The organism is Rhodococcus triatomae (genome assembly GCF_014217785.1).
GTDB classification, from domain to species: Bacteria; Actinomycetota; Actinomycetes; order Mycobacteriales; family Mycobacteriaceae; genus Rhodococcus_F; species Rhodococcus_F triatomae.
Genome location: NZ_CP048814.1, coordinates 2577435 through 2604070, shown reverse-complemented (window position 1 = coordinate 2604070; position 26636 = coordinate 2577435). Strand labels below are relative to the sequence as shown.

The 26636-nt window shown below is 68.4% G+C and carries 27 protein-coding genes; 14 read left to right on the top strand and 13 right to left on the bottom strand.

Going from position 1 to position 26636, the window contains the following annotated elements:
* Positions 1-70: 70 nt before the first annotated feature.
* From G4H71_RS12265 to G4H71_RS12255, 3 genes are all read right to left on the bottom strand, one after another.
* Complete coding sequence (locus tag G4H71_RS12265) at positions 71-817, bottom strand: LGFP repeat-containing protein (RefSeq protein ID WP_175460994.1); 747 nt, start codon at positions 815-817, stop codon at positions 71-73.
* A 371-nt stretch (positions 818-1188) separates the two neighbouring features.
* Positions 1189-2136 carry an amidohydrolase family protein gene (locus tag G4H71_RS12260; protein ID WP_072737175.1) on the bottom strand — a complete coding sequence of 316 codons (948 nt, stop codon included), beginning with the start codon at positions 2134-2136 and terminating at the stop codon, positions 1189-1191.
* A gap of 1 nt (position 2137) precedes the next feature.
* Entirely contained in the window at positions 2138-2716 is a 579-nt protein-coding gene (locus G4H71_RS12255) for a ribonuclease H family protein (protein ID WP_072737176.1), read from the bottom strand.
* Between the two features lie 73 nt (positions 2717-2789).
* Between G4H71_RS12255 and G4H71_RS12250 the strand changes: the two genes are divergently transcribed.
* The 3 genes from G4H71_RS12250 (at position 2790) to G4H71_RS12240 (ending at position 5398) form a co-directional block, all read left to right on the top strand.
* Positions 2790-3716, top strand: coding sequence for a DNA-3-methyladenine glycosylase family protein (locus G4H71_RS12250; RefSeq protein WP_072737177.1), 927 nt, complete (start codon positions 2790-2792; stop codon positions 3714-3716).
* Positions 3717-4078: 362 nt separating this feature from the next.
* Positions 4079-4507, top strand: coding sequence for a hypothetical protein (locus tag G4H71_RS12245; protein ID WP_072737291.1), 429 nt, complete (start codon positions 4079-4081; stop codon positions 4505-4507).
* Positions 4508-4528: 21 nt separating this feature from the next.
* Positions 4529-5398, top strand: coding sequence for a hypothetical protein (locus G4H71_RS12240; protein WP_072737178.1), 870 nt, complete (start codon positions 4529-4531; stop codon positions 5396-5398).
* A gap of 40 nt (positions 5399-5438) precedes the next feature.
* Here G4H71_RS12240 and G4H71_RS12235 read toward each other — a convergent pair whose 3' ends face one another.
* Genes G4H71_RS12235 through G4H71_RS12215 form a run of 5 tightly spaced genes read right to left on the bottom strand, consistent with a single transcriptional unit; the run spans position 5439 to position 9918 of the window.
* Entirely contained in the window at positions 5439-6278 is an 840-nt protein-coding gene (locus tag G4H71_RS12235) for an enoyl-CoA hydratase-related protein (protein ID WP_371842144.1), read from the bottom strand.
* Complete coding sequence (locus G4H71_RS12230; RefSeq protein WP_072737292.1) at positions 6275-7474, bottom strand: acetyl-CoA C-acetyltransferase; 1200 nt, start codon at positions 7472-7474, stop codon at positions 6275-6277. The genes G4H71_RS12235 and G4H71_RS12230 overlap by 4 nt, the downstream gene beginning before the upstream one ends.
* Positions 7475-7487: 13 nt before the next feature.
* Positions 7488-7940: a MaoC family dehydratase gene (locus G4H71_RS12225; RefSeq protein ID WP_072737180.1), complete on the bottom strand. Its 453-nt coding sequence runs from the start codon at positions 7938-7940 to the stop codon at positions 7488-7490.
* A 46-nt stretch (positions 7941-7986) separates the two neighbouring features.
* Positions 7987-8721: a GntR family transcriptional regulator gene (locus G4H71_RS12220; RefSeq protein ID WP_072737181.1), complete on the bottom strand. Its 735-nt coding sequence runs from the start codon at positions 8719-8721 to the stop codon at positions 7987-7989.
* Between the two features lie 30 nt (positions 8722-8751).
* Complete coding sequence (locus tag G4H71_RS12215) at positions 8752-9918, bottom strand: acyl-CoA dehydrogenase family protein (RefSeq protein WP_072737182.1); 1167 nt, start codon at positions 9916-9918, stop codon at positions 8752-8754.
* 259 nt (positions 9919-10177) lie between these two features.
* Between G4H71_RS12215 and G4H71_RS12210 the strand changes: the two genes are divergently transcribed.
* Genes G4H71_RS12210 through G4H71_RS12195 form a run of 4 tightly spaced genes read left to right on the top strand, consistent with a single transcriptional unit; the run spans position 10178 to position 14025 of the window.
* The gene (locus G4H71_RS12210; protein ID WP_072737183.1) at positions 10178-10993 is read left to right on the top strand and encodes an HpcH/HpaI aldolase/citrate lyase family protein; all 816 of its coding nucleotides are present in this window, start codon (positions 10178-10180) and stop codon (positions 10991-10993) included.
* Positions 10990-12015 carry a MaoC family dehydratase gene (locus tag G4H71_RS12205; protein ID WP_072737184.1) on the top strand — a complete coding sequence of 342 codons (1026 nt, stop codon included), beginning with the start codon at positions 10990-10992 and terminating at the stop codon, positions 12013-12015. The genes G4H71_RS12210 and G4H71_RS12205 overlap by 4 nt, the downstream gene beginning before the upstream one ends.
* Before the next feature lie 18 nt (positions 12016-12033).
* Positions 12034-13188: a CoA transferase gene (locus tag G4H71_RS12200; RefSeq protein WP_072737185.1), complete on the top strand. Its 1155-nt coding sequence runs from the start codon at positions 12034-12036 to the stop codon at positions 13186-13188.
* A 9-nt stretch (positions 13189-13197) separates the two neighbouring features.
* The gene (locus tag G4H71_RS12195) at positions 13198-14025 is read left to right on the top strand and encodes a LysR family transcriptional regulator (protein ID WP_072737186.1); all 828 of its coding nucleotides are present in this window, start codon (positions 13198-13200) and stop codon (positions 14023-14025) included.
* A 4-nt stretch (positions 14026-14029) separates the two neighbouring features.
* On the opposite strand, the gene G4H71_RS12190 is transcribed toward G4H71_RS12195, so the two are convergent.
* The 4 genes from G4H71_RS12190 to G4H71_RS12175 are packed head-to-tail and all read right to left on the bottom strand — an operon-like array spanning position 14030 to position 17202.
* Entirely contained in the window at positions 14030-14893 is an 864-nt protein-coding gene (locus G4H71_RS12190; RefSeq protein WP_072737187.1) for a LysR family transcriptional regulator, read from the bottom strand.
* A 43-nt stretch (positions 14894-14936) separates the two neighbouring features.
* Positions 14937-15680, bottom strand: coding sequence for a 3-oxoacyl-ACP reductase FabG (gene fabG / locus G4H71_RS12185; protein WP_072737188.1), 744 nt, complete (start codon positions 15678-15680; stop codon positions 14937-14939).
* Positions 15681-15693: 13 nt separating this feature from the next.
* A complete protein-coding gene (locus G4H71_RS12180; protein ID WP_072737189.1) occupies positions 15694-16884 on the bottom strand; it encodes an acyl-CoA dehydrogenase family protein in 1191 nt (396 codons plus the stop codon).
* A gap of 21 nt (positions 16885-16905) precedes the next feature.
* Complete coding sequence (locus G4H71_RS12175) at positions 16906-17202, bottom strand: AMP-binding enzyme (RefSeq protein ID WP_072737190.1); 297 nt, start codon at positions 17200-17202, stop codon at positions 16906-16908.
* Positions 17203-17440: 238 nt separating this feature from the next.
* On the opposite strand from G4H71_RS12175, the gene G4H71_RS12170 reads away from it, so the two are divergent.
* The 3 genes from G4H71_RS12170 to G4H71_RS12160 are packed head-to-tail and all read left to right on the top strand — an operon-like array spanning position 17441 to position 20637.
* Complete coding sequence (locus G4H71_RS12170; RefSeq protein ID WP_072737191.1) at positions 17441-18604, top strand: acyl-CoA dehydrogenase family protein; 1164 nt, start codon at positions 17441-17443, stop codon at positions 18602-18604.
* Positions 18605-18618: 14 nt separating this feature from the next.
* Positions 18619-19839 carry an acetyl-CoA C-acetyltransferase gene (locus tag G4H71_RS12165; protein ID WP_072737293.1) on the top strand — a complete coding sequence of 407 codons (1221 nt, stop codon included), beginning with the start codon at positions 18619-18621 and terminating at the stop codon, positions 19837-19839.
* Positions 19840-19875: 36 nt separating this feature from the next.
* Complete coding sequence (locus tag G4H71_RS12160) at positions 19876-20637, top strand: crotonase/enoyl-CoA hydratase family protein (RefSeq protein ID WP_072737192.1); 762 nt, start codon at positions 19876-19878, stop codon at positions 20635-20637.
* Between the two features lies 1 nt (position 20638).
* Here G4H71_RS12160 and G4H71_RS12155 read toward each other — a convergent pair whose 3' ends face one another.
* The gene (locus tag G4H71_RS12155; protein ID WP_246442201.1) at positions 20639-21832 is read right to left on the bottom strand and encodes a CaiB/BaiF CoA transferase family protein; all 1194 of its coding nucleotides are present in this window, start codon (positions 21830-21832) and stop codon (positions 20639-20641) included.
* Positions 21833-22106: 274 nt separating this feature from the next.
* Here G4H71_RS12155 and G4H71_RS12150 point away from each other — a divergent pair, with 274 nt between their 5' ends.
* The 4 genes from G4H71_RS12150 to G4H71_RS12135 are packed head-to-tail and all read left to right on the top strand — an operon-like array spanning position 22107 to position 26632.
* A complete protein-coding gene (locus G4H71_RS12150) occupies positions 22107-23723 on the top strand; it encodes a long-chain-fatty-acid--CoA ligase (RefSeq protein WP_072737193.1) in 1617 nt (538 codons plus the stop codon).
* Positions 23720-24805 (top strand): MBL fold metallo-hydrolase, encoded by a 1086-nt coding sequence (locus G4H71_RS12145; protein ID WP_072737194.1) that lies wholly within the window; start codon positions 23720-23722, stop codon positions 24803-24805. Before G4H71_RS12150 ends, G4H71_RS12145 begins: the two co-directional genes overlap by 4 nt.
* A gap of 4 nt (positions 24806-24809) precedes the next feature.
* Positions 24810-25763: a LysR family transcriptional regulator gene (locus G4H71_RS12140; RefSeq protein ID WP_072737195.1), complete on the top strand. Its 954-nt coding sequence runs from the start codon at positions 24810-24812 to the stop codon at positions 25761-25763.
* A gap of 2 nt (positions 25764-25765) precedes the next feature.
* The gene (locus tag G4H71_RS12135) at positions 25766-26632 is read left to right on the top strand and encodes a LysR family transcriptional regulator (RefSeq protein ID WP_072737196.1); all 867 of its coding nucleotides are present in this window, start codon (positions 25766-25768) and stop codon (positions 26630-26632) included.
* Positions 26633-26636 lie beyond the last annotated feature (4 nt).

Below are 26636 nucleotides of genomic sequence, written 5' to 3'. Positions count from 1 at the left end.
AAACGGCTGGGGCACACCATGATGGATGTGCCCCAGCCGCTCGTCGTCTCGGCTCCCGATCGGTATCCGATCAGTTGGCCGACCCGCTCGGGAACAGCGAGGGAAGCTCACCGGACGGAACGGCAGGGCCACCGGGACGCCACTCGAGGGTTCCGTTCTGGAAGTGCTGGGCCCAGCCGCCCTCGATCTCGAACTCGTTGCTCACCGGGAAGCCGAAGCGCCCCGCCTCCGCCCCACTCTCGAGCCACGCCTGGCGGATCTCACCCCACACGGCGAAGGCGCTCGTGCCCGTGTTCGGGTGCCAGTAGATATCCGAGTTTCCCTGGAACGTGTTGTACCTGCCGGTACCGTCCTGCGCGTTCAGTTCGTCGCTGACGGGATACCCGTGGGCACCGGTCTCCCAGCCCTTCCGGGCCCACTCCGCACCGATCGCGCCCCCGATCTGGTGGGCGTCGGACGCCGGCGACCAGTAGATCGAGGAGTCGTTGGTGAACGAGGTACGTTTGCCCACGCCATCGGGATTGGTCAGCTCGTCGGATGTCGGGAGACCGAGAGGCCCGTCGACTCCGCCCAATTCGTTGTACTTGTCGAGAATGCGTCCGCACACCATGAACCAGCTGTCGAGCTGGGGATTCCAGTAGTCCGCACATCCGGGCAGAGCCGCCGCGCCGGGGTCGTTCTCGGCCTGCTTCCGCGATTGCGGCGCATTCGCGTTGGGCCCGTCGGAGTCCGGCCGTGGCGGCATCGTCTCGCTGGGCTGGGCACTCCCGCCCGAGTCCGACCCGTCGGGCTGGGCGAATGCCGTACCGGCGGGCAATATCACCAATGATGCGGCAGCAACGCCGACGGTCAGCGCCCTCAGCTTTCGGCCACCGCTCCGAGACGACGAGATGGAACCCTTTTCGGTGCAGGGTGATTCGATACCGAGAAGATCATGTCGTGACAGCATGGGAGAATCCCTTCGAGGTCGATGATGGTTGAAAGTGCAACCCCCGCATCGCATCTACCGAGTGCAGCGGGCCAGATTCCGGCACCGCCACCGCTGTGTTGCTCTTCGGTTGTGATTCCTCTGTCCGGGGTATCGCCCCATCGACCACGATCTGTTACGGGATTCTCCCGACTCGTCCGAATCGACAGTTGCGACGAATCATCTTGGTACGTCGAGAAACTCCACGACCAGCGGGGACGTCACCCGTCCACGGCAGGGAGCGGGCCACCGGCCGTGCCGGGGAACAATCGTGCCCCGTTGTCGTGGACGACGGCACGAAGCCAGTCGTCGCCGAGGTCGAACCGGGTCAGCCCTTCCAGGGCGTGCAGGTACCGGTAGGGGATGTTCGGGAAGTCACTGCCGAAGAGGATCCGGTCGCGGAGCTCCACCAGTTGCGGGAGGCGTGAGGTGGGGAACGGCGCCACTTCCTCGGAGAAATCGGTGAAGGCCATCGTCGTGTCGAGGTGCACGTTCGGATACCGCGTCGCCAGGTCGAGGAACTCCCCGTACTCGGGCATCCCCATGTGTGCGATCACGAGAGGCAGGCGCGGAAAGCGCGCCAGGAGCCCGGCGATGGGTCCGGGTCCGGTGAATCGCCCGGGCGCCGGCCCCGACCCACAGTGGATCACCACCGGAAGGCCGGCGTCGTCGATCGTGCCCCAGACACCCTCGAGCAGCGGGTCGTCGGGCGAATAGTCGCCCACCTGTATGTGACTCTTGAAGATTCCGACGCCCGAGTCGACGGCATCGCGCACGTAGTCGGCGGCCCCCGGTTCCGGGAAGAAGGTCGCGGTCCGGACGCAGTCCGGCGTGCGGAGAGCGAAGTCCCGGGCCCAGCCGTTGAGCCAGGCTGCCATCGCGGGCTTGTGCGGGTAGATCATCGAGGTGAAGGCCCGCACACCGAACGCCCGCAACCGGGCGACGCGTTCGTCCTCGTCGTGGCGATAGGTGATCGGCCAGGGCCGTCCGGTGAGCGGGCCGGCGGAATCGAAATAGCGCCACACCTTGTCCATCACGTTGGACGGCATGAAGTGGGTGTGGACGTCGACGATTCCCGGTAGGCCGAGCGCCGCGACGAACCGGCGGACCTCCTCGACCTCGCGATCGTCCTCTGTCTCAGCGCTGTCGTGCGTCACCGTTCGATCCATGTCAGAAGAGTGTCAGGGCGTCTTCCGCCGCGGTCACCGGGGTCTGCGGGGCCGCTCGCGGGGACTCCTGCGGCGGCTCGTCGGCGGGGCGCTCGAGTGGTGGACGCGTCGCGGCTGCCGGGGCCGTCGCGACCTCTGCGGGCGGTTTTCCGTCGGCGATCGCCCGGGCCGCCGCACCGGCGAGGGTATCGGCGATCTCGTTGTAGTGGTTGCCGACGTGACCGCGTACCCAGCGGAAACGGACCGGGCCGGAGCGTCGGGTGATGGCCTCGTCGATGCTCCGCACGAGCTCGAGGTTCTTGACCGGGGCACCGGACGACGTCTTCCAGCCCTTCCGCCGCCAGCCGGGGAGCCAGTCGGACGCGCATTTGATCGCGTACTGCGAATCCGACTCGATGAGCAGGGGCGCGTCGCCGGGGTGGGCGCGAATCGCTTCGAGCAGCGCCATGAGCTCGGCGATCTGGTTGGTTCCGGACTCGGCCCCACCCGATGCGCTGGGCCCTTCGTGATCGACCCACGCCCAACCGATGGCCCCGCCGGGGTTGCGCAGACACGATCCGTCGGTGCTCACGATGATCATGTCCCGAGACGATACGTCCGTTCGCCGACAGCCCGCGCGCCTGTCGGCCCGACGCGCCGATAGGCTGAGACCGATGACCGCAACGCTCGACAGGATCGCCACCACGGTGACTGCTCGGCGCCCGTTCGATGCCGCGCTCGCGTTGGCCCCTGCCCGTCGCGGTCCGTACGACCCGTGTTTCCATGCCGCCGCGGACGGGTCGATCTGGCGCACCTCGCGGCAGCCGAGCGGGCCGGTGACATTCCGGATCACCCAGGTCGATGCCCGGACGGCTCGGTGCGACGCGTGGGGCCCGGGTGCCCCGGACCTGGTCGACGCGGTGCCGGCGTTGCTCGGCATCCACGACGACGCCACTGCATTCGCGCCCTCCCATCCCGTCCTGGCCGAGGCGCACCGCCGGCACCCCGATCTGCGGATCGGCCGAACGAACCGTGTTCTCGAGGCGCTGGTACCGGCGGTACTCGAACAGCGGGTGCACAGCGTGGCTGCGTACGCGTCCTGGCGCAGGCTGGTCACCCGGTTCGGGGAGGTCGCACCCGGACCGGCACCGCAGGGTATGCGGGTATCGCCTGCCGCCGAGACCTGGCGACGCATCCCGTCGTGGGAGTTCCACCGGGCAAATGTCGATCCCGCGCGCTCGCGGACGATCGTGCGGTGCGCGGGAGTGGCCGACAGCCTCGAGCGCCTCGTGGACGTCCCGCCCGACGAGGCGGCTCGTCGGCTCAGGTCCGTCTCCGGCATCGGAGTGTGGACCGCCGCCGAGGTCGCGCAGCGCGCGCTCGGCGACGCCGATGCGCTGTCCGTCGGCGACTACAACCTCGCGGCGATCGTGGGATGGTCCCTCACCGGCCGACCGATGGACGACGAGGAGATGGTCGCGTATCTCGAGCCGATGCGGCCGCACCGCTACCGAGCGGTCCGGCTGCTGATGCTCAGCGGCCGCGCGGTGAAACCGAAGTTCGGTCCGCGGACGCCGGTGACGGACCATCGGTGGCACTGATCTCCGATCACAAATCACATCTCCGATCACAACCGGCACTGAATCCCCTGGAGCCACAACGGTCACAGGCACGGGGTGTCGAAAAGTCTTCGTCGACGGGCACTCTCGGAGGCGCCATCGAAAAACCCGTCGCGATTCGGCGAAAAGCCTCCGCGCCGTCACCGCGGTGGAGAAGCATCGGATGAGGGACACGATCCCCCGACACGAAGTCTCAACTGTACGAACAACTCACTGTACGAAATCCAATCGAACGTGAACACGGTCCGCCGTGGGCATTCGCACCACGCAGCCCGGTAGGTCGGCACGACCACCGACAGCGACGCGCCGTGTTCGTCTCTCCATTCGCGACGGGAATCCATCCGATGAAGTGCGTCAAAATCGTTGCGGTAACGGTCATGATCGGCCTGTGTGCCCTGGTGGGCTCGGGCCTTGCCACCGCCGAGCCCCCTCCGCCTCCACAGATCGACCTCACCCAACCCCTCATGACGCCGACCGACGACGGCAACAGTCAGGTCGCCACGGCGCTGTTTCCCGAGAACGATCCGAAACAGACGTCGTTCGACGACATGACCCGCGAGATCGACATCGGTTGGAACAACGGCGGCATGGCCGGCGCAGCGATCGGTGCGTACGCGGGAATGGCGATCGGGTGCGTGTCGATCTTCCCGAACTTCATCGCCGGATGCATCATCGGCAACGTGGTGGGCACCGTCGTCGGTGCCGTGGTGGGTATCGGCTACGGGAATCCGGATGCGCAACCCGCGGTCGAACAGTTCCTGTCGACGCCGTGACAGCGGTGGCAGGATCGGGGTGTGAACCTCGACGCCGCGGCGGACGAACTGTACGAACTGCCTCCCTCGGAGTTCGTCGGCGCCCGCACGCGATGGGTGCAGGAAGCGCGATCCGCCGGTGACCGTTCGCTGGCCACGGCGATCGGGAAACTGAAGAAGCCGACCACCGCGGCGTGGACGGTCAACCTGCTCGCCCGTACCGAGCCGGGCGCGGTGCAGGAGTTGCTGCAGCTCGGCGTGGAGCTGGGGGACGCACAGCGGCGTCTGTCCGCCACCGAACTGCGGGAACTGTCGAGCCGACGGCAGGCAACGGTCCACGCGCTCACCGGTAGAGCCGCGGAACTGGCCGCCGAACGAGGACACCGGGTCGGCGAGACGGTGCTACGCGACGTCGCCCAGACCCTCGGTGCCGCGCTGGCCGATCCGGACGTCGCCGTCGCCGTCAGGAGTGGGCGTCTCCTGACGGCGACCAGCTACAGCGGCTTCGGCCCGGTCGGACTCTCACTCGTCACCGATGTGGACGAATCGGTCACGGATGCGGACAACTCCGGGGCCCCGGTAACCGTCGCGGACAGCGACGCCGATACCGACCGGAGCCCGGAGACCGCTCCCGTCGACGCCGACCGTCTCGCTGCCGCGGAGGAGGTGCTCACCGACGCGCGCCGACGTGCCGAGGCGGCGCGAGCACGGCTCGCCGCGGCCGAGGAACAGGTGGCGGAGGTGACCGGGCGGATCGAGCAACTTCGCCGGAGACTCGAAAACGCCGAGCAGGAGGGACAGTTCGCGATCAGCTCCCGCGAGGACGCGCAACGCGAACTCACCGAGCTGACGTCCGCGGTGTCGGCGGCGGAATCCGCACTCCAGGCCCTCCGGGACCGCGCAGGGAGTTGAGAGCCGAGGGCGGCCGGCTCGATACGCCGTACGACTCCCCTCAGCTCCCCGTCCAACGAGGTGGACGCTTCTCGACGAACGCGCGCGGCCCCTCCGCCGCATCGGCGGTCTGCGCGATCACCGCGTGCTCGGCCGCCGACCGCGCCCACGCCTCCCGGTCGGTGACGACCTCGCCGTCGACGATCCCTGCCACCAGGCGTTTCGTCGCCTGCACGGCCAGAGGCGCGTTGGCTGCCACCGCCTCCGCCACCGCGAGGGCGCCGGACAGCGCGCCGCCACGGGGTACGACCCTGTTCACGAGTCCCCAGCGCTGCGCCTGTTCGGCGTCGAATCGATCCCCGACCAGGAGGATCTCCATGGCCACCGCGCGTGGGACCCGCTGCGCGAGCCAGATCGCACCACCGCCGGAGGCGATGAACCCGTTGCGTACCTCGGGCAGCGAGAACCGGGCGGTCTCGTCCGCGACCACGAGATCACAGGCCATCGCGATTTCCGTGCCGCCGCCGATCGCGAATCCGTTCACCGCGGCGACGATCGGCTTGTCGATCGGGTGCGCGCAGATCCCGGCGAAGCCCCACCGGGCACGCGGCGGATCTCCCGGCTGCAGCGACCGCCCCGCCGCCATCTCGGCGAGGTCACCCCCGCCGCAGAAGGCCTGGTCCCCTGCACCGGTGATCACGACTGCCCGCACCTCCGGGTCGGTGTTCGCCGCTTCCAGTGCGTCGCCGATTCCTCCGGCCACCGCGGCATTCACCGCGTTGCGCACCTCGGGACGGTTGATGGTCACGATCAGCACGTGGCCCCGGAGCTCGGTGAGCACCACCGGCGCGTCGTCCCGGCGCATCCCGGCATCTGCCGATGCCGGTGCGGCCCCGCTCATCGTGCCGACTCCACCACGGCGGCCAGACCCTGTCCTCCGCCGATGCACATGGTGATCAGCGCCCTGCCGCCACCGCGGCGGCCGAGCTCGTGCAGGGCAGTGGTGGCCATACGGGCTCCGGTCGCACCGACAGGATGCCCGAGAGAGATTCCGGATCCGTTGACGTTCAACCGATCCCGATCCTCGAAATCCCATTCCGCGAGCACGCCGAGCACCTGGCAGGCGAACGCCTCGTTGAGTTCGACGAGGTCGAAGTCCGACCACCCGAGTCCGGTCTTGCGCATCAACTTCTCGGTCGCCGGAACGGGCCCCAGCCCCATCAGCGCGGGTTCGCATCCGGCAGCTGCCCAGCCGGTGAGGAAGCCGAGCGGCTCGAGACCGTACTCGTCGAGACGGTCCTCGGCCACGACGAGCATCGCCGAGGCCGCATCGTTCTGCTGGCTGGCGTTCCCCGCGGTGACGACGCCTCCCGGCGTCAGCGCACGCAACGTCGCGAGTGATTCGATCGTCGTGTCGGCGCGGACGCCCTCGTCCCGCGCGAAGTCGGACGTGTTGCCCTTGCGGTCGGTGAGTTCGACGGCGACGATCTCGTCGTCGAACCGGCCCGCCTCCCACGCTCGCGCGGCCTTCTGCTGGCTCTGCGCAGCGTACTCGTCGGACTGTTCCCGAGTGATTCCCGTTCGCTCGGCGACGTTTTCGGCTGTTTCGATCATTCCGCTGATCCTTCCGAACCGCCACTCGGGCTGCGAGCGCTCCCGTCCCCGGTCGAGCCGGTCGTACAGATTCAGCCCGCCCGCGCGGGTGCCCCATCGTGCCCCGGTCGTGTAGTGCTCGATACCGCTCATCGATTCGACGCCGCCCGCGAGAACGACATCGGCCGTTCCCGTCTGCACCATCATCGACGCGGTCGCGATGGCTTGCAGGCCCGTCCCACAGCGCCGGTCCGTCTGCAGGCCGGCCACCGAGATCGGCAGTCCTGCGTCGAGAGCTGCCCATCGACCGATGCACGGCGCCTCGGAATTCGCATAGGACTGGCCCATCGCGACGTCCTCGATCACCTCGGGGTCGATACCCGAACGAGCAACGGCCTCCCTGATCACGGTGGCGGCGAGCGTCTGGGCCGGGACGTCCCGGAGCCCTCCCCCGTACCGGCCGACGGCGGTGCGCACAGGCGCCACCAATGCTGCTCGCCTCATCACGCCCGGCACCTCACGGAACCATCACGACGACGGTTTCGGCGACACACGCGGGCTTGCTCTCGCCCTCGATCTCGATCGTGTAGGCGACGACGACCGTGGCTCCCTTGGCGGTGCGCTCGACCGACACGATCTCGCCCGTCGCCCGAATGGAGGACCCCACCTTCACCGGCTGTGGGAACCGAACCTTGTTGAGCCCGTAATTGATCTTCATCTTCAGTCCGTCGACCCGCAACAGTCCGGCACCGAGCTTCGGCAACAGCGAGAGCGTCAGGTAGCCGTGTGCGATGGGGGCGCCGAACGGGCCGTCCGCGGCGCGGACGGGATCGACGTGGATCCACTGGTGGTCTTCGGTGGCGTCGGCGAACAGGTTCACCCGGTCCTGGGTGACCTCGAGCCAATCGGTGTGGCCGAGGCTCTCGCCCACTGCGGCTTCCACTTCGTCGATTCCGTCGAGTACGCGCATGATTCTCCTGTAATCCGGCTACCGGACGTATCCGTCCGGTGGCGACTCAGCGCCCGCTGCGGCGCAACGTGACGCGGTACGTGTAGTGCTCTGGCAGGAAGTAGCTGACCGCCAGTTCGGTGGCCAGCCCCTCGGTATCGCTGTAGAGGCGGTCGACCCGCAGCATCGGATGCCCTTCGGCGCAGCCGAGTTCAGCCGCAACCCTGGGCGAGGCCGCGCCGACGGTGATGGATTGGGCAGCCTCACCGATCGGGTGTGTCAGGTGCGGTTCGAGCAGCCCGATGATGGTGTGCTCGCTGGTTGCGCCCGATTGCAGTTCCGGGGCATCGAGAACCGGGCGTGCCACCCGCTGCGGAAGGAACACGGTTGTCACGACGAAGGGCACCCCGTCGTGCAACCGGGCGAACACCAGGCGGTACACGACGTCGGTGTCCAGCCGCAGCCGACTCGCGACGTCGACGTCGATGCGTCGGGTGAGCGGCTCGATCACCCGCATCGTGGTGTCCGCGGACAGGTTCATCAGATCCTCGATGGACCCGAGCTGACGCAGATACCGGCCGTCCGACTCGATGGCGAACGTACCGCGGCCCGGCACCCGGTAGACGATTCCCTCGGCGACGAGATCCTGGAAGGCGCGGCGCACCGTCTGACGGCTCAGACCGTGTTCCTCGGACAGCTGCGCCTCGGTGGGCAGGCGAACCCCACCCCGATAGCGACCGGCGGCGATCTCACGGCGCAGCTCGCCGGACAGCACACGGTAGGCAGGTTCGCTCTCGTTCATCGCGCCCCGATCCTAGCCACCGCGCCCGGCCTACAGGCCGCCGCGGGCCACGAGTTGACCGACGATGACATTGCGCTGGATCTCGTTCGTGCCCTCACCGACGATCATCAGCGGCGCATCCCGGAAGTAGCGTTCGACGTCGTACTCGGTGGAGTACCCGTATCCGCCGTGGATGCGGACGGCGTTCATGGCTATCTCCATCGCGACCTCGGAGGCGAACAACTTGGCCATCCCGGCCTCCATGTCGCACCGCTCCCCGCTGTCGTACTTCTCGGCGGCGTAGCGGGTGAGCTGGCGCGCGGCGGTGAGTTTGGTCGCCATGTCGGCAAGGTAGTTGCCCACCGACTGGTGCTTCCAGATCGGCTTCCCGAAGCTCTCCCGCTGCTGTGCGTATGCGAGCGAGTCCTCGAGCGCCGCGGTGGCGACGCCGAGCGCCCGACTGGCCACCTGGAGGCGACCGGTCTCGAGCCCCTTCATCATCTGCCCGAATCCTCGACCGGGTTCGCCGCCGAGGATCGCGGTGGCCGGGATCCGGTAGTCGTCGAACGACAGCTCACAGCTCTCGACGCCCTTGTAGCCGAGCTTGGGCAGATCGCGGGAGACGGTCAGGCCGGGACCGTGCTCGACCAGCACGATCGAGATACCGGAGTGCCGGGGAGTGGCCTGGGGGTCGGTCTTGCACAGGAGGGCGATGAGCCCGGACCGGCGCGCGTTGGAGATCCAGGTCTTGGATCCGTTGATCACCAGATCGTCGCCGTCGGTTCGCGCCGTGGTGCCCATGTTCTGCAGGTCGGAACCGCCACCGGGCTCCGTGAGCGCCATCGTGGCACGCATCTCACCGGTGGCCAGGAGCGGGAGGTACCGCTGCTTCTGGTCGTCGGTGCCGAACAGCGTGAGCAGTTTCGCGACGACGGTGTGTCCGCCCATCGCACCGGCGAGACTCATCCATCCGCGGGAGAGCTCCTCGGTGACCTGCACGTAGCAGGGCATCGACACGGGCGTCCCGCCGAACTCCTCCGGCACGGCGAGACCGTAGACGCCGATCTGCTTCATCTGCTCGATCCACTTCTCGGGGTACTCGTTCGCGTGCTCCACCTCCTGCACCGTGGGCTTGACATCGCGATCGATGAAGGCGCGCACGGTATCGACCAGGAAACCTTCCTCCTGGTTCAACGTGCTCGCGGTCGAAGTGGTCATGGTCCCGTCCTGCCGATGGTTCGTGGGTTCGTTCGCCCGAGAATATGTACGGCCATATTTGAACATATCTCCGGGGAAGTCAACACTTCACGCCGAATCTGCCGTGTGATAGGAAGAATGCGGCGAGACATTGGCCGCACAAATATCGACAGAATCCTCCAGATGCCGTCGCACGAGAAGGACCCCACCCACAGTGACATTCCCAGCCGCGACGACCCCGGCCGCTGCCCGACAGCATCCCCCCGTCCGCCGCCGTGCCGTGCTCGTCGCACCCGCGTCGGACGAGCGCAAGGCCCGCAAGGCCCTCGAGTCCGGTGCCGACGAGGTGGTACTCGACCTCGAGGACGCCGTCACCGCCGCACACAAGGAATCAGCCCGCGCCGCCGCCACCGCGCTGGTCGCCGAGTACGGCGCCCACCGCACGGTGTCGGTCCGGGTGAACGGCCTCGACACGGACTGGGCTCGCGACGACCTGCAGACCTGCGGCGACCTCGGCGCCGCACTCGCGTCCGCGGTGCTTCCGAAGACGGAGTCCACGGAGCAGTTGAGCGAGGCGGCGACGTTGCTCGGCAGGTCCGTCCCGCTCCAGGCGCTGGTGGAGACGCCCCGCGCGATAGAGGACATCGGGCGAATCTGCGCCGCGGAACGAGTGGAGGCGGTGATCATCGGATACGCGGACCTCGGTGCCGCACTGGGCCGCTCGGCCACGGCGCAACCGCAACACTGGCTCGCCGTACAGGACCGGGTCCTGCACGCGGCCCGTGCCGCGGGGATCCAGGCGATCGACGGACCGTTTCTGGGTATCCGCGACGACGACTCATTCCGCACCGCGAAACGCTGGGTGAGTGAGCTCGGATTCGACGGCACCTGGGCCATCCACCCCGCTCAGATCGACACGGCGACCGCCTTCTTCACTCCGTCCGAGGAGGCCGTCGACGACGCCCGGCGGGTGCTCGCAGCACTCGACGACGCCAGGTCCCGAGGCGCCGGTGCCGCGCGACTCGACGGCAGGATGCTCGACGAGGCAGTCGCCGTCGCCGCCCGTCGCACCCTGGCGAAGGCAGGCGCACGATGACACCGGTTCCCGTGGGCGGACCGTACTTCGACGAGCTCTCCGTCGGGCAGACGTTCGATGCCGCACCCGCGGTGACCCTCACCAGCGGCCTCGCCGCGACGCATCAGGCCATTCTCGGGGACCGGTTGCGACTGCCCCTCGACGCACACCTGTCGGCCGCGGTGACCGGAAACGCCGCGCCTGTCGCGCACGCCGGACTCGTGTGCGACCTCGCGATCGGACAGTCGACGCTCGCCACTCATCACGTCAAGGCGAATCTCTTCTACCGCGGCCTGCGGTTCCACCGGTATCCGCATCTGGGCGACACCCTGTACACGCGGACCGCGGTCGTGGGGCTGCGGGAGAATTCCACCAAGCCCGGTCGGGCGCCCACCGGGCTCGCGGCACTGCGGATACGCACCACCGATCAGGACGGAAGGACGGTGCTCGATTTCCACCGGTGTGCCATGCTGCCGCTGAGCCCGGAGGCCGACCCGTCCCGCACCGTGCACGCCGACGACCTCTCGCGCATCGGAACGCCGTCGCCGCTCGGCCGGAAGCCGATCGGCGAGGAGTCCCTCGTCGTCCCCGAGGGATGGGACCTGAGCGCGTATCGCGAACGCATACCCGGACCGCACTTCACGGAAGATCTCGCCGGACAGGTGTCGAGCAGTAGCGGCGACGTCGTCTCCGGCGCACCGGAACTGGCGCGGCTGACGCTCAACATCGCGGCGACACACCATGATGCCCGGGTCGGGCAGGCCGGACGGCTCGTCTACGGCGGGCACACCATCGGCCTCGCGCTGAGCCAGGCGACGCGAGCGTTGCCGAACCTCGTGACCGTGCTCGGCTGGCATTCGTGCGATCACACCGGGCCGGTGCACGAGGGCGACACACTCACCAGCGAGCTGCACATCGAATCCGCTCGGACACTGCCCGATTCGGACTCCGGGATCCTGGAGCTGCGATCGCTGGTGTACGCACACGACACCGAGGAACCACGCCCCGTCCTGGACTGGCGATTCACCGCCCTGATGGCCTGAACCGAGCAGAGGAAACCCGTGAGCACATTCGACAGCCGCCCTCTCACCGGCCTACGCGTCGTCGAGGTCTCCAGCTTCGTCGCGTCCCCACTGTGCGGCCTCACCCTCTCCCAGTTGGGTGCCGAGGTCATCCGTGTCGATCCGCCGGGAGGAGCCGCCGACTACCGGCGCTGGCCGGTGACCGACGCCGGGGAGAGCATCTACTGGACCGGCCTGAATCGCGGGAAGCGTTCGGTGGAGGTCGACCTCCGCAGCGAGGAGGGTCAGCGATCGGTGCAACGTCTCGTCACCGAGTCCGGTGACGGAGGCGGCATCCTCGTCACCAATGCCGCCGGTCGATCGTGGTCGAGCCACGAGACGCTGTCGGCCCTGCGCCCCGACGTCATCACCGTCGAGATCCTCGGCGGAAGCGACGGGACGCCCGCCGTGGACTACACGGTGAACGCCGGACTCGGATTCCCCCGGATCACCGGGCCCACCGATCACTCCGGCGTCGTCAATCATGCTCTGCCCGCGTGGGATGTCACGTGTGGGATCTACGCGGCGCTGGCGGTGACGTCCGCGGTACGTCGCCGCGAGCGCACCGGGCAGGGAGCCCGGGTGACCCTCCCGCTCGAGGATGTCGCCCTCGCGACCGCGGGCACGCTCGGGTATCTCACCGAGGTACAGGTCAACGGCGTTACCAGGGAAGCCACCGGCAACGACGTGTACGGCACGTACGGCACCGATTTCGTCACCGGCGACGGAGACCGGTTCATGATCGTCGCGCTCACGCCGCGTCATTTCCGCGATCTCGTGGCGGTGACGGGGACAGGTGAAGCCGTCGCGGCACTGGAGAAGGCACTCGGCGTCGACTTCTCGACCGAGGCGGACCGGTACCGGCACCGGGAGGTGCTCACCGCGGTGTTCGCGGCGTGGTTCCGCGAGCACACCACCGAACAGGTGGCCGCGTCGCTACGCGGCTCGTCCGTACTGCACCAACGCTATCGCTCGTTCGCCGACACCGCGGCGACACTCGCCGGACGACCCCTGTTCGGCCGGCTCGAACAGCCGCGGATCGGTAGCTATCTGGCAGCGGCGATGCCCGCCTCCTTCGACGGCGAACACCTGTTCACCGGACCGGCACCGGCAGTGGGGGACGACACCGAATCCGTGCTGGGCGAACTCGGCTAGCCTGGGCACATGGATATCCGGGACGCCGAATACCTGGTCGCGGTGGTCGACCACGGTGGCGTCACCCGAGCATCGAAGGCCCTGTTCATCGCGCAGCCTTCGCTGTCCCAGGCCATTCGGGCTCTCGAACGGGACCTCGGTGTCGAACTGTTCACGCGCGGCGGCCGCGAACTCCAGCCGACCGAGGCAGGTCTCGCGTTCACCGCGGCCGCGAGGCGCGTCCTCGCCGACGTGGACCGTGGCCGCGCGGCAGTTCGGGACGTGGTGGACCTGACCGGTGGGGTCCTGACGCTGTCCGTCCTCAACTCGCTCGCTGCCGACCCCCTTCCTGCGCTCGCCGGGCGATTCCACCGCAGGTTCCCGGAGGTCCGGCTCCGTAGCCTGTCCGCCGACACACCGGACACGGTGCTGCGAGCTCTGCGGACGGGCGAAGCGGATGCCGGTCTCAGCGAGACAGGCGAGTTCACTCACGGACTCGATGTCGCGCGGCTCCCCGACCAGGAACTCGTCCTCGCACTGCACCGCGATCTCGCAGAGGAGCTACCGGACCCGGTGCCGGTGTCCGCACTCGCCGACATTCCGATGATCGTCGAGATCGGGGAGACGGTGCAGCCACCGCTCGAGAACGTCGCCGTCGAATGTGCACATCGGCAGGCGGTGTGGGAGCTGGTGTCGCAGGGCGCCGGCGCGACGCTGGTTCCTGCTGCCGTCGCGGCGCGGGAACTCCGGGACGTCGAGGCCCGCCGTCTCGACCCACCGATGGTCCGCGACGTCGGGGTGCTCAGTCGGTCGGGCCGGAAGCCCCCGGCACTCGCGGGCTTGCTCGCACTCCTCTGACACATCAGAGCATGTCGAGGAACGCGGCCGCGGCAGGTGAGAGTCTGCGCGGGTCGTAGACGACGCCGTAGCCGAGCGTGATCGGTGGATCGGGGCGCCGGACCACCGCCCCGGCCGCCCCGGCGCGACGGGCGAGCGAACGTTCGATGAAGGACATACCGACCCCCTCCACGACGAAAGAGCCGACGGCTTCGCGCTGTTCGAGCACCGTCGACATCACCGTGTGGCTCCCGGCCGCCTGCAGCGCCCGTTCGACGACCGACCGCGACGACGCCTCCTTGGGAACTCCGACGACCCTGATGTCCGGGAGCAAGCCGAGGGGAAAGGGGTCGTCGTCCGGGACGTCGGTGCCGGGAGGGAAGGCGACCCAGTACTCGTGCTGCCCGACACTCCGGACGGTCAGGCCCGGAGCGGCGACGGGGAGATGGCTGAACACGATCTCGCAGTGACCGTCGCGGATCAACGCACCGACCGGATCGGCGGGACGAACTCCCGCCAGTCGCACCGAGACCGACGGGTAGCGTTTTCGGAACCTCCCGATCACCCCGGCCACCGGCCCTTCCGCCACATACGCGGACGCGCAGATGTCCAGACGCCCACGCGGCAGTCCGTCCGGTGCCACGTAGGCACTCTCCGCGGCCACGGTGTCACGCACGATCTGCCGGGCAGGTCCGACGAAGGCCTTTCCCGCAGCGCTGAGCACCATCCCCCGGCCCACCCGGTGGAACAGGTCGGCACCGAGATCCTTCTCGAGGCTGCGGAGCCCGCTGGACAGCGACGGCTTGCTCACACCGAGTGCAGCCGCCGCCGACCCGAGACCGTCGTGGTCGACGGCCGCGAGGAAGTACTCGACATGACGTAGCTCCACGACGTCAGGCTATCGGTCGGGGCGGCCGGAGACCGAAGTGCCGTCAGATGTGTCGGCCGCCGGTGACCTCGAGGACGTTGCCGGTCATATAGCTCGACAGATCGGAGGCGAGGAAGAGCGCGACGTTCGCGACTTCCTCCGGTTCCGCACCACGGCCCATCGGGATCTCCGCGAGTTTGGCGGCGATGATGTCCTCGCGCAACGCACGCACCATGTCCGTGTAGACCAGGCCGGGTTGGATCGCGTTGACCCGCACCCCCAGGTGTGCCAGTTCCTTCGCCGCGGCCTTGGTGAGACCGACGATGCCGGCCTTGGCCGCGCTGTAGTTGGTCTGCCCGACGAGTCCCACCTTCCCGGAGATCGACGAGATGTTGACGATCGCGCCGGAACCGGCCTCACGCATCGCGAGCGACGCCCGGCGGGTACCGAGCCAGCTGCCCTGCAGGTGCACGTCCACGACCGCCCGGAACTGGTCGAGCGTCATCTTCCGCAGTGTCGCATCACGAGTGATGCCCGCATTGTTCACCCAGACGTCGATCCGGCCGAAGGTCTCCAGCGCCGCGTCGCCGAGGCGGTTCACCTGCTCCTCGCTGGTGACGTCGCATTCGACCGCGAGGGCCTCGTGTCCGGCGGCCTTCAGTTCCTCGGCAGCGGCCTGTGTGCGCCCGGGGTCGAGATCGCCGAGCACGATCTTCGCGCCGTTCTCGGCGAACGTCGTCGCCATCGCGAGCCCGATCCCCTGGGCTCCACCGGTGACCACGGCGGTGCGTCCTTCGAGAAGTGTCATGTCGTCTTTCCCTTCAGCTGTAGGTACGCAGCAGACCACGGCTGATGATCTGCTTCTGGATGTCGCTGGTGCCCTCACCGATCAACAGGAACGGTGCCTCACGCATCAGGCGTTCGATCTCGTATTCCTTCGAGTATCCGTAGCCCCCGTGGATCCGGAAGCTGTCCTCGGTGACTTCGGAGCAGTATTCACTGGCCAGATACTTGGCCATCCCGGCGGCGACGTCGTTGCGCTCCCCGGAGTCCTTGAGCCTGGCGGCATTCACCATCATCAGATGTGCTGCTTCGACTTTCGTCGCCATCTCGGCGAGACGGAAGGCGATCGCCTGGTGTTCGGCGATGGGTTCGCCGAACGTCTCCCGCGTCTTCGCATAGCGCACGGCGAGCTCGAACGCCCGTTGCGCGATGCCGCAGGCGCGGGCAGCCACATTGACCCGACCGACCTCGACCCCGTCCATCATCTGCCGGAACCCTCGCCCGGGAGCGCCGCCGAGGACGGTGTCGGCGGGCGCGACGTAGCCGTCGAAGAACAACTCGGTCGTGTCGATGCCCTTGTACCCCATCTTGTCGATCTTCCCCGGGATCGTCAGTCCGGGAAGGGCTTCACCGAACCCGGCGGGCTTCTCGATCAGAAACGCAGTGAGATTGTCGTGCGCCCTGTCCGCCCCCTCCTCGGTACGGACCAGCACGGCGACCAGGGTGGACGAGGCCCCGTTGGTGAGCCACATCTTCTGTCCGTCGATCCGGTAGTCGCCGGTTCCGGTGCGCTTCGCCCGGGTCCTGATCGCTGCGACGTCCGAACCGAGCTCCGGCTCGGACATGGAGAACGCCCCACGAAGTTCGCCGGTCGCCATCCGCGGCAGGTACTGCTGCTTCTGCTCTTCCGTACCGTGCCGTGCGATCATGTGCGCGACGATGAAATGGGTGTTGATCACCCCCGAAACGCTCATCCACCCACGAGCGATCTCCTCGACACACAGCGCATACGTGAGCAGCGACTCGCCGATGCCGCCGTACTCCGGGTCGATCGTGAGCCCGAACAGACCCATGTCCTTCATTCCGTCGACGATCTCCTGGGGATACACGTCGCCGTGTTCGAGTTCCTGCGCCCGGGGGATGATCTTCTTGTCCGCGAAATCCCTTACTGCGCCGATAATGTCGCGCTGATTCTCGGTCAGGCCGGCAGTCTGTGCCAAGCGTGCCATGATGTCCTCTCGTTCCTGCTCTCATCGGCCCTGCGTCCGGCGGGCGGCCCGAGCGCGGCCCTCGGGCGTTGCCGGCAACTCGTCCACGAACACGACATCGTGGATGCGTTTGTAGCGGGGGACGGCGCCCGCCACCCGGGCGAGCAGCCCGTCGATGTCGACCGCGCCCGGCGAGTGGGGCACGACGAGCGCCACGGGCAACTCACCGACGGACGGGTCGGGTCGACCCACCACCACCGCGGCACGCACGCCACGAAACCGCGACACCAATTCCTCCAGTTCGCCGGGGTCCACTCGATAACCCTTGTAGAAGAGCATCGGACCACCATTTCTCGCACCGGACGATTCGCGTTGCCCACACCTTCGCCTGCCGCCGGACGCGGCACGGGAATTCCCCGATTCGAGTAGACGGCACGGCGCACGCACACACAAAGACCGGCACGCTTACGCATCGTCAGGCTGCGCCTATAAGCCGAGTTCAGCGGTGCTTCATGCCGGCATCGACGTCCGCGTCGGCACTTGACAGCATCGATCGGGCGATCGAATACTCGCTGTCATGCCAGTAGTGAGCGACGACGACTTCAAGGATATTCTCGCGCAGACCCGCGCATTCATCCAGAAGGAAGTAATTCCCCGGGAATCGGAGATCGCGGACACCGACACCATTCCCGACGACATCCGCCGGAATGCCGCCGAGATGGGCCTGTTCGGGTACGCCATTCCTCAGGAGTGGGGCGGCCTGGGTCTCGACCTCGCCCAGGACGTCGAGCTCGCCTTCGAGTTCGGCTACACCTCGCTCGCGTTGCGGTCCATGTTCGGTACCAACAACGGCATCGCAGGCCAGGTACTCGTGAATTTCGGTACGGACGAACAGAAGTCGACGTGGCTCGAGCGGATCGCTTCCGGCGAGGTCGTGGCCTCGTTCGCGCTCACCGAGGCGGAGGCCGGGTCCAATCCGGCCGGCTTGACCACCAAGGCCGTGCTGCGCGACGGCGCATGGGTCGTCAACGGCACCAAGCGGTTCATCACCAACGCTCCCGCCGCGCACCTGTTCGTCGTGTTCGCACGCACCCGTCCCGCGGACGAGAACGGCACGGGCATCGCCGTGTTCCTCGTACCCGCCGACACTCCGGGGATCACGGTGGGGCCCAAGGACAGGAAGATGGGCCAGGAGGGTGCCTGGACATCCGAGGTCAGCTTCGACGACGTGGTGGTGGAGGAGTCCGCACTCGTCGGCGGATCCGAGGATGCCGGATACCGAGCTGCCATGACCTCACTCGCGCGCGGCCGGGTGCACATCGCCGCCCTCGCCGTGGGTTCTGCCCAGCGTGCGCTCGACGAGTCGGTCGCGTTCGCGGCCGTCACCCGTCAAGGGGGCACCCCGATCGGGGACTTCCAACTGGTTCAGGCGATGCTGGCCGATCAGCAAGTGGGTGTCAGCGCCGGACGGGCACTCGTCCGCGATGTGGCGCGCAAGTACGTGAGCGGCGAGGATCGTCGTATCGGGCCGTCGGTCGCGAAACTGTACTGCACCGAGATGGCAGGCAAGGTCGCCGATCTCGCGGTCCAGGTGCACGGTGGGAGCGGATACATGCGCGGCGTCGCGGTCGAACGGATCTATCGCGACATCCGGTTGCTCCGCCTGTACGAGGGCACCAGCGAGATCCAGCGGCTGATCATCGGGGGCGGCCTCGTGCGCGCTGCGAAGAAGACGTCGTGAGCGCGGTGCGCGCCCTGCACGATGCAGTGATCTGCGAACCGCTGCGCACTCCCGTCGGCGGTTTCGGCGGCGTGTTCCGGGACGTCCCCGTGACGACACTCGCGGCGACCGTGCTGCGGGGGCTGGTCGAGCGGACCGGAATCACCTCCGGTGACATCGACGACGTGGTCTTCGGCCAGGGGTACGCGAACGGGGAAGCCGCGGCGATCGGGCGCATCGCCGCGCTGGATGCCGGTCTGGACGTCGAGGTGCCAGGGCTGCAGCTGGACCGCCGCTGCGGATCGGGCGTCCAGGCACTGATCTACGCCGCGATGCAGGTACAGACGGGCATGAGCGACCTGGTGATCGCCGGCGGGGCCGAATCCATGAGCCGGACCGAGTTCTACAGCACCGACATGCGCTGGGGAACCAGACGTCCGTCCGTGGAGTTCCACGACCGGCTGGCCAAGCCGCGGGTCAACTCCGGAGGCGAGCGGTTCCCCGTGGAAGGCGGCATGATCGAGACGGCCGAGAACCTCCGGCGCGAGTACTCGATCGGACGCGCCGAGCAGGACGCGTACGCGGCCGAGTCACATACGCGGGCGGTACGCGCCCGGGACACCGGACTGTTCGACGACGAGACGGTGCCCGTGACCGTCACGCGACGTGGCAAGGACCCCGTCACCGTGACCGCGGACGAGCACCCCCGCCGGGACGTCACCGTGGAACAGCTCGCCGAGCTCCGGCCGATCCGCGCCCGCGTCGATCCCGACGCCACGGTCACCGCGGGCAACGCCTGCGGGCAGAACGATGCCGCCGCCGCGGCGATCGTGACGACACCGGAGAACGCCGCACGACTGGGACTACGTCCGTACGTACGACTGGTCAGCTGGGGCGTGGCCGGCGTGGAGCCCCACCGCATGGGTATCGGCCCCGTTCCGGCCGTGGCGAAGGCCCTTGCCCGCACCGATCTCTCGCTCGACGACATCGGCCTCATCGAGGTCAACGAGGCCTTCGCCGCCCAGGTCCTCGCCTGCGCGCGGGAATGGAAGCTCACCGACGAGGACATACGGGACCGGTTCAATGTCAACGGGTCCGGGATCTCGCTCGGGCACCCCGTCGGAGCCACCGGCGGACGAATCCTCGCCGGTCTCGTTCGCGAGATGGAGCGACGGTCGGTTCGCTACGGTGTCGAGACGATGTGTATCGGTGGCGGTCAGGGTATCGCCGCGGTGTTCGAGAACGTCCGGCTCTGATCACACCCGCCGGCACCCGACCGAAAGGAAGACTCCATGTCCGACGAAGTACTCACCGAGCGCCGTGGACGCACCCTCGTCGTCACGATCAATCGGCCCCAGGCCCGCAATGCGGTCAACGGCGCCGTCAGCCGCGGCCTCGCCGCAGCTGTCGACGAACTCGACGACAGCGACGATCTGTCGGTGGCGGTGATCACCGGCGCAGGTGGAAACTTCTGCGCGGGAATGGACCTCAAGGCATTTGCCGCGGGAGAAGATGTCACCGTCGAGGGCCGGGGCCTCGGCTTCACGTCCCAGCCACCTCGTAAGCCGATGATCTCCGCGGTCGAGGGATTCGCCCTCGCCGGCGGAACGGAACTCGTGCTCGCGACGGATCTGGTCGTGGCATCGACGACAGCGAAGTTCGGGATCCCGGAGGTCAAGCGTGGCCTCGTCGCAGCCGGTGGCGGCCTCCTACGACTCCCCGAACGGATTCCGTATCAGCGGGCGATGGAACTCGCACTCACCGGCGACAACTTCGACGCCGAGGAGGGCTTCCGCCTCGGCTTCGTCAACCGCCTCACCGAGCCGGGCGAGGCCCTGGCCGCAGCTCTCGAACTGGCCGACAAGATCGCGGCCAACGGCCCACTCGCCGTGGCCGCGACGAAGCAGGTGCTCGTGGCTGCGCGGGACTGGCCGTCGGACCAGTTCTTCGCGAAGCAGGCCGAGATCACCGGCCCGGTCTTCGTCTCGGAGGACGCCCGCGAGGGTGCCACGGCGTTCGCCGAGAAGCGCCCCGCGGTCTGGAAGGGCCGCTGACCTAACGCACCACGTTCCGTGCCCGGAGTTCGGCGATCTCCGTCTCGCTCCAGCCGAGATCGCCGAGCACCGCGGCGGTGTGCTCCCCCAGCGCCGGAACGGCGTCCATCCGCAACTCGACATCGTGGAATGTCATGGGCGGCAGTACCGCCCGCACCGAGCCGTGCTCGGTACCGACCTCCCGCCAGCGGTCCCGGACGGCCAGCTGAGGGTGCTCCACCATGCCCGCGACGTCCCTGATCCGGGCTGCAGGGATCCCCGCGTCCGCGAGACGGGCGTCGAGATCCGCCGTGGAGCACTGCCGGGTCTGCTCCGCGACCACTGCATCGACCTCGGCCCGGTGCCGCACCCGTTCCACGTTGGTGGCGAACCGCGGATCGTCGGCGAGATCAGGGAGCGAGAACACCTCGGTCACCAATTGTCGCCAGCCACGGTCGTTCTGGACGCCGATGAGGATCTCCCCGTCCACCGTCGGGTAGGCGTCGTAGGGCACGATGGCCGGATGGCCGAGCCCGGCACGCGGGATCTGCCGGTCGGCGTACAGCGAGATGTACATCGGGTGCCCCATCCACTCCACCGTCGCGTCGAACATCGACACATCGATGTGGGCACCCTTCCCGGTACGGCCACGACGCAGCAGAGCAGCGAGAATCGCGCTGAGCGCGTACATTCCGGTCGCGATGTCGGAGGCGGCCACTCCCGTCTTGGTCGCGGTGTCCGGCGTGCCGGTCACCGAGATCAGTCCCGCCTCGGCCTGGACGAGCATGTCGTAGGCCTTGCGATCCCGCAGTGGACCTTCGGTGCCGTACCCGGTGATGTCGACGGCCACGAGTTCGGGTCGCGTGGCACGAAGCTGCTCCGCCCCCAGCCCGAGTCGCGCCGCCGCCCCAGGCGCGAGGTTCTGCACCACGACGTCCGCGTGCTCGACCAGCCGGCGCACGACGTCCCGTCCCGACTCGGTCTTGAGGTCCACGGCGACGGATTCCTTGCCCCGGTTCAGCCACACGAAATGCGAGGCCTGCCCGTGCACCACGTCGTCGTAGGCCCGGGCGAAGTCGCCGCCTTCGACGCGTTCGATCTTGATCACCCGGGCCCCCATGTCCGCAAGATGACGGGTCGCCAGTGGCGCGGCGACGGCCTGTTCGAGCGCGACGACGGTGACGCCGTCGAGCGGGAGCGGAGCGCTTTCGGTCACACTCGAACCTTCGCCGAGGCGGCCGTCGGTGTCAATCGCCCTGCGTACGGCAATGTTCGAAGGTTCCGCTCGATCACTGTGGGGTGCATCTGTTCCGACGCGAAGGCCGCGCCACATAGGCAGGGCCTCACGGTCCGTACGCGTCTACGTCTTTGTCGCGGCGATCACAGTGATGCTCCACTGAGGAGGACGATCGTCCCGCGGCTCCTCCGGCCTGCCGCCCTACCGGCGGCGCCCCTGCCGGAGCCGCACCACAGCTTCCCAGGAGTGCGATGTGAACGGACTGCACCTACCCGACCGGATTCGGCGCTACGCCGTGGACCGAGCCGACCGCCCCGCGCTCAGCTTCCGCGACTCGTCCTGGACCTTCGCCGAACTCGACCGGGAGACGAACCGCGTCGCGACGGCACTGACGTCGCTCGCCGCCCCGGGCAGCAGGGTGGGTGCGCTGCTCCGGATGCAACCGGAGGGCGCGGCGGGCTTCATCGGTGCGGCGAAGGCCGGGATGGTGTTCACTCCCCTCAACTGGCGGCTGCCGGCCACCGAGATCGCCGACATCGCGGTGGATGCCGAACTCTCCGTACTGATCGCCCACACCGACTTCCGGGAATCGGCCGATGCCGTCCGAGCCGCCCTCCCCGCCGTGCAGGTCGTCTGGGTCGACGACGCACACTCCAGCGACAGTTCGGGCGGCGGGACCGGTGATGCCGGGTGGGCCTCGTTCGTCGCCTCCGGGTCGGAGGACGATCCCGGGTACGGCACCGATCCCGACACTGCCGTCCTGCAGCTGTACACGTCCGGCACCACGGGGCGGCCCAAGGGCGTGGTGTCGACGCACCGCAACCTCCACAACGACGACGCGGGGCTACGGGTCTACCGATGGAAGGACGACTCCGTCTCACTCGACGCGATGCCGCTGTTCCACATCGCGGGCGCCGGGTGGCTCTCCTCGAGCCTGTCGGCCGGCGCCCACGTGGTGCTGCTCGACAACTTCGATGCCGCGGAGGTCCTGGGACTCGTCGAGACCCACGGAATCACGCACGCGTTCCTGGTGCCGTCGACGGTGCGCATGCTTCTCGACGTCCCGACTCTCGAGGACCACGACCTGAGCAGCCTCGAGGTGGTGTTCTACGGCTCGTCGCCCGCGACGGCGGCACTGCTCACCGAGGCGATCACCCGGCTGGGGTGCGGATTCGTCCAGCGCTACGGGATGACCGAGACGACGGGCTCCGTCTCCGCGCTCGCGGTGGAGGACCACGACCCGAGCGGCCCACGGGCGCACCTGCTCAGCTCCGCGGGAAGGCCGATGCCAGGCGTCGAGATCGACATCCGGGACGTGGTCACCGGTGCGCCCCTGCCGACGGGAGACACCGGTGAGATCGTCTGCCGCTCCCGCAACAACGTCTCCGGATACTGGAAGCGTCCGACGGAGACGGCGGAGTTGTTCACGGCCGACGGGTTCCTGCGCACCGGCGATGCCGGTCATCTCGATGCGGACGGATATCTCTACGTCACGGACCGCCTCAAGGACATGATCATCTCGGGTGGGGAGAACGTCTACCCGATCGAGGTGGAATCGGCCCTCGTCGAGCATCCCGCAGTCGCGGAGGCGGCCGTGGTCGGTATTCCCGACGCGGTGTGGGGCGAAGCCGTCACCGCGGCCGTGCGACTCGTGCCCGGGGCGCTCGCCCCGAGTGCGGGGGAGCTGGTGGACTTCGCCGCATCACGACTCGCGTCCTACAAGAAGCCCCGGCACGTGCACTTCGTCGACGAACTGCCCCGCAACGCGGGCGGCAAGATCCTCAAACGCACCTTGCGGGAACAACTCGGCGGCCGGCTCCCGGAGGAGCCGGGGCCCGGGACCTCGCACCGATCGGGAGCCCACGCATGATCGAGATCACCGGCCACCGTCAGCGAGAAGCCTGGCGCGACAAGGTACTTCCTCCGGTCGAGCAGGTACGTCCGGGGATCTGGTCCATCCCGGTCCCGATGCCGGGCAATCCGTTGCGCTACGTCCTCGTCTACGCGTTGGCACTGCCGGACGGACTCGCCCTGATCGATGCCGGATGGGACAGCGAGGAATCCTGGGCCGCGCTGACAGCGGGTATTCGTGCGACCGGCCACGACGTGCGCGAGGTCCGCTACACCGCGATCACCCACCTGCACCCCGATCACTTCGGCCTCGTACCCCGACTGCGCGCCGCGAGCGGAACGGCGGTCGCGATGCACCGTTCGGATGCTGCGCTGCTCCGGCACCACGACGAGCCGCGGGCACACGAGCAGCAGGCCGTCGCCGCCGCCCAACTGCACCAGCTGGGCGCTCCGGGGCGAGTGGCGGAATCCGGGATGGTCGAACTCGTGCGCTTCGCGGAAGGGGACGGGGCGGACATCCTGCTCGACGACGGCGCCGGGTTGCACCTGCCCGGGTGGAGCCTGCGCGCCGCGTGGACCCCCGGACACACCCCGGGCCACCTGTGCTTCGTCGACGACGACGCCGGACTCGTGTTCAGCGGTGACCATGTACTCCCGAGGATCAGCCCCAACATCTCCACGATTCCGGGCCAGTTGCCGGACCCGCTGGGCAAGTATCTGCGCTCGCTCGATGCCACCGTCGACTTCCCCGAGGGAGAAGTCCTCCCGTCGCACGAGTACCGGTTCCGCGGCCTGGCCGCCCGCGCCCGCGACCTCCGGGCGCACCACGAGGCGCGTCTCGACGAGATCCGCGCGGCCACGGCCGCGTATCCGGAGTCGACGGCGTGGGAGATCACCACGCAGATCTCGTGGTCGAGACCGTTCGATGAGATGACAGAGAATCTGGGACGCCTCGCGGTGCGGGAGACCCAGGCCCATCTCGTCGTCCTCGAGGATCGCGGTCTGGTGCACCGGGCGGGCACCCGGCCGGAGCGGTGGCACGCGGTACCGGCTCGTATCGCGGACATCGCTACTGCCTCGTACAGCAGTTCCGTACGATAGAGCAGTGGATCTGCACCTCGTCACGTACTTCGTCGCGGTGGTCGACCACGGCGGTATCACCCGGGCGGCGCAGTCCCTGTACATCTCGCAGCCGTCGCTGTCGCAGGCGATTCGCACACTCGAGCGCCGGCTCGGCGTCACCCTCTTCGACCGCACCGGGCGCAGGCTCGAGCTCACCGAGGCCGGGCGCAGGCTGGACGTGGCGGCACGGCGCATTCTCGCGGACGTCGCGCGGGCCAAAGCGTCCGTCGCCTCCGTACGGACACTCGCCGCCGGGCGGGTCGACGTCGTGACCTACTCGGCGTTCTCGATCGACCCGCTCATCGGAATCGTGCGGCGCTTCCGCGAACATTTCCCCGGGATCATCGTCCGGTTGATCTCGGCCGAGGGCCCGGGCTCCGCCGCGGCGACGATCCGGCGCGGCGAGGCCGAGATCGGGGTCGTGGACCTCGACAGCGACCACGGCCCTCTCTCCGTACACCCTCTCGGCGTACAGGAGCTGGTCCTGGCGCTGCCGGAACATCTGTCCACCGACCTTCCCGATCCCGTTCCCCGCGTGGCGGTCCGGGATCTTCCTCTGGTACTGGATCTCGGCGATCGGGGCAACACGGTGCTGTTCGCCGAACTCTTCGGAGAGGGTGCACCCAACGTCGTGGTCGACTGCGCCCACCCGACGGCCACCTGGGAGTTCGTGGTCCGTGGCGTCGGAGCCACGGTGCTGCCGCGTTCGGTCGCCGAGAATCATGTTCCCGGTTCGGTCGTCCGCTCGTTCGATCCTCCGGTGACCCGATCGGTGGGGCTCCTCACCAGGCCGGGTCGGCCCTCACCCGCTGCCGAGGCATTCCTCTCCGTCGCCGGCGCCGGGCTACCCGGTCTCGATCACTCCGGTCTCGATCACTCCGGCCGCGATCTCTCCCGAGCCGACGAACCCGTCCCAGACGAGCAGGGAGGCCACTGACCGTGGAACTACGCCAGGTCGAATACTTCCTCGCCGTCGTCGAATACGACGGTATCGGCGGGGCCGCCGCCGCTCTCGGAGTCGCGCAGCCGACCGTGTCGCAGGCCCTACGAGGGCTCGAACGCGAACTCGGTGTCCAACTGTTCCACCGGATCGGCCGCGGGATGGTACTCAGTGCGGCCGGCCGCGCACTGGTCGGGCCGGGACGGCAGATCCTGCGGGACGTGACCGCGGTCCGGGACAGGCTGGCCGCCTCCGGCGGCGAACTCGCCGGGCGACTGGAGATCTCCGCTTTCCCGCCCATCGCCGTCGGACGGCTCGTCGAACTGATCGCCGAGTTCCGAGCGATGTATCCCGGCGTGACGGTGAGGTTCTCCGAGCTCCGTGACGAGGGTCAGGCGGCAGCGACCATCCGCGACGGTCACAGCGAGTTCGTCGTGACGCATCTTCCACTCGACGACGGCGACCTGGCGGTGGAGATCCTCGGTGAGCAGGAGTACTGGCTGGTCTATCCGGACGGTACCGATCTTCCGGAAGGCCCGGTGCACCTGTCGGATCTGCCGAACATCCCGATGGTCTTCGTCCCTCGGGGCGGCTCGGTCGCGGACGAGATCGAGGCCGGAATCCGGGCAGCCGGGGTACGCCCGGAGATCGCCGTGCTGTCCGAGCACCGCGAAGCCCGGCTGCCACTGGTGACAGCCGGGCTCGGTGGAACGCTGGTCGAGCGTTCGATGGCCGAATCGGTCGCCGATCGCACGGTGGTGCGGCCGGTGGTTCCGCGCTTCGTCCGGCCGTTCGGCGTCGGTTACGACCCCGAGCGGCTCTCCCCTGCCGGCCAGGCGTTCATCGAGCTGATCAGGGCGTCGTGAACGA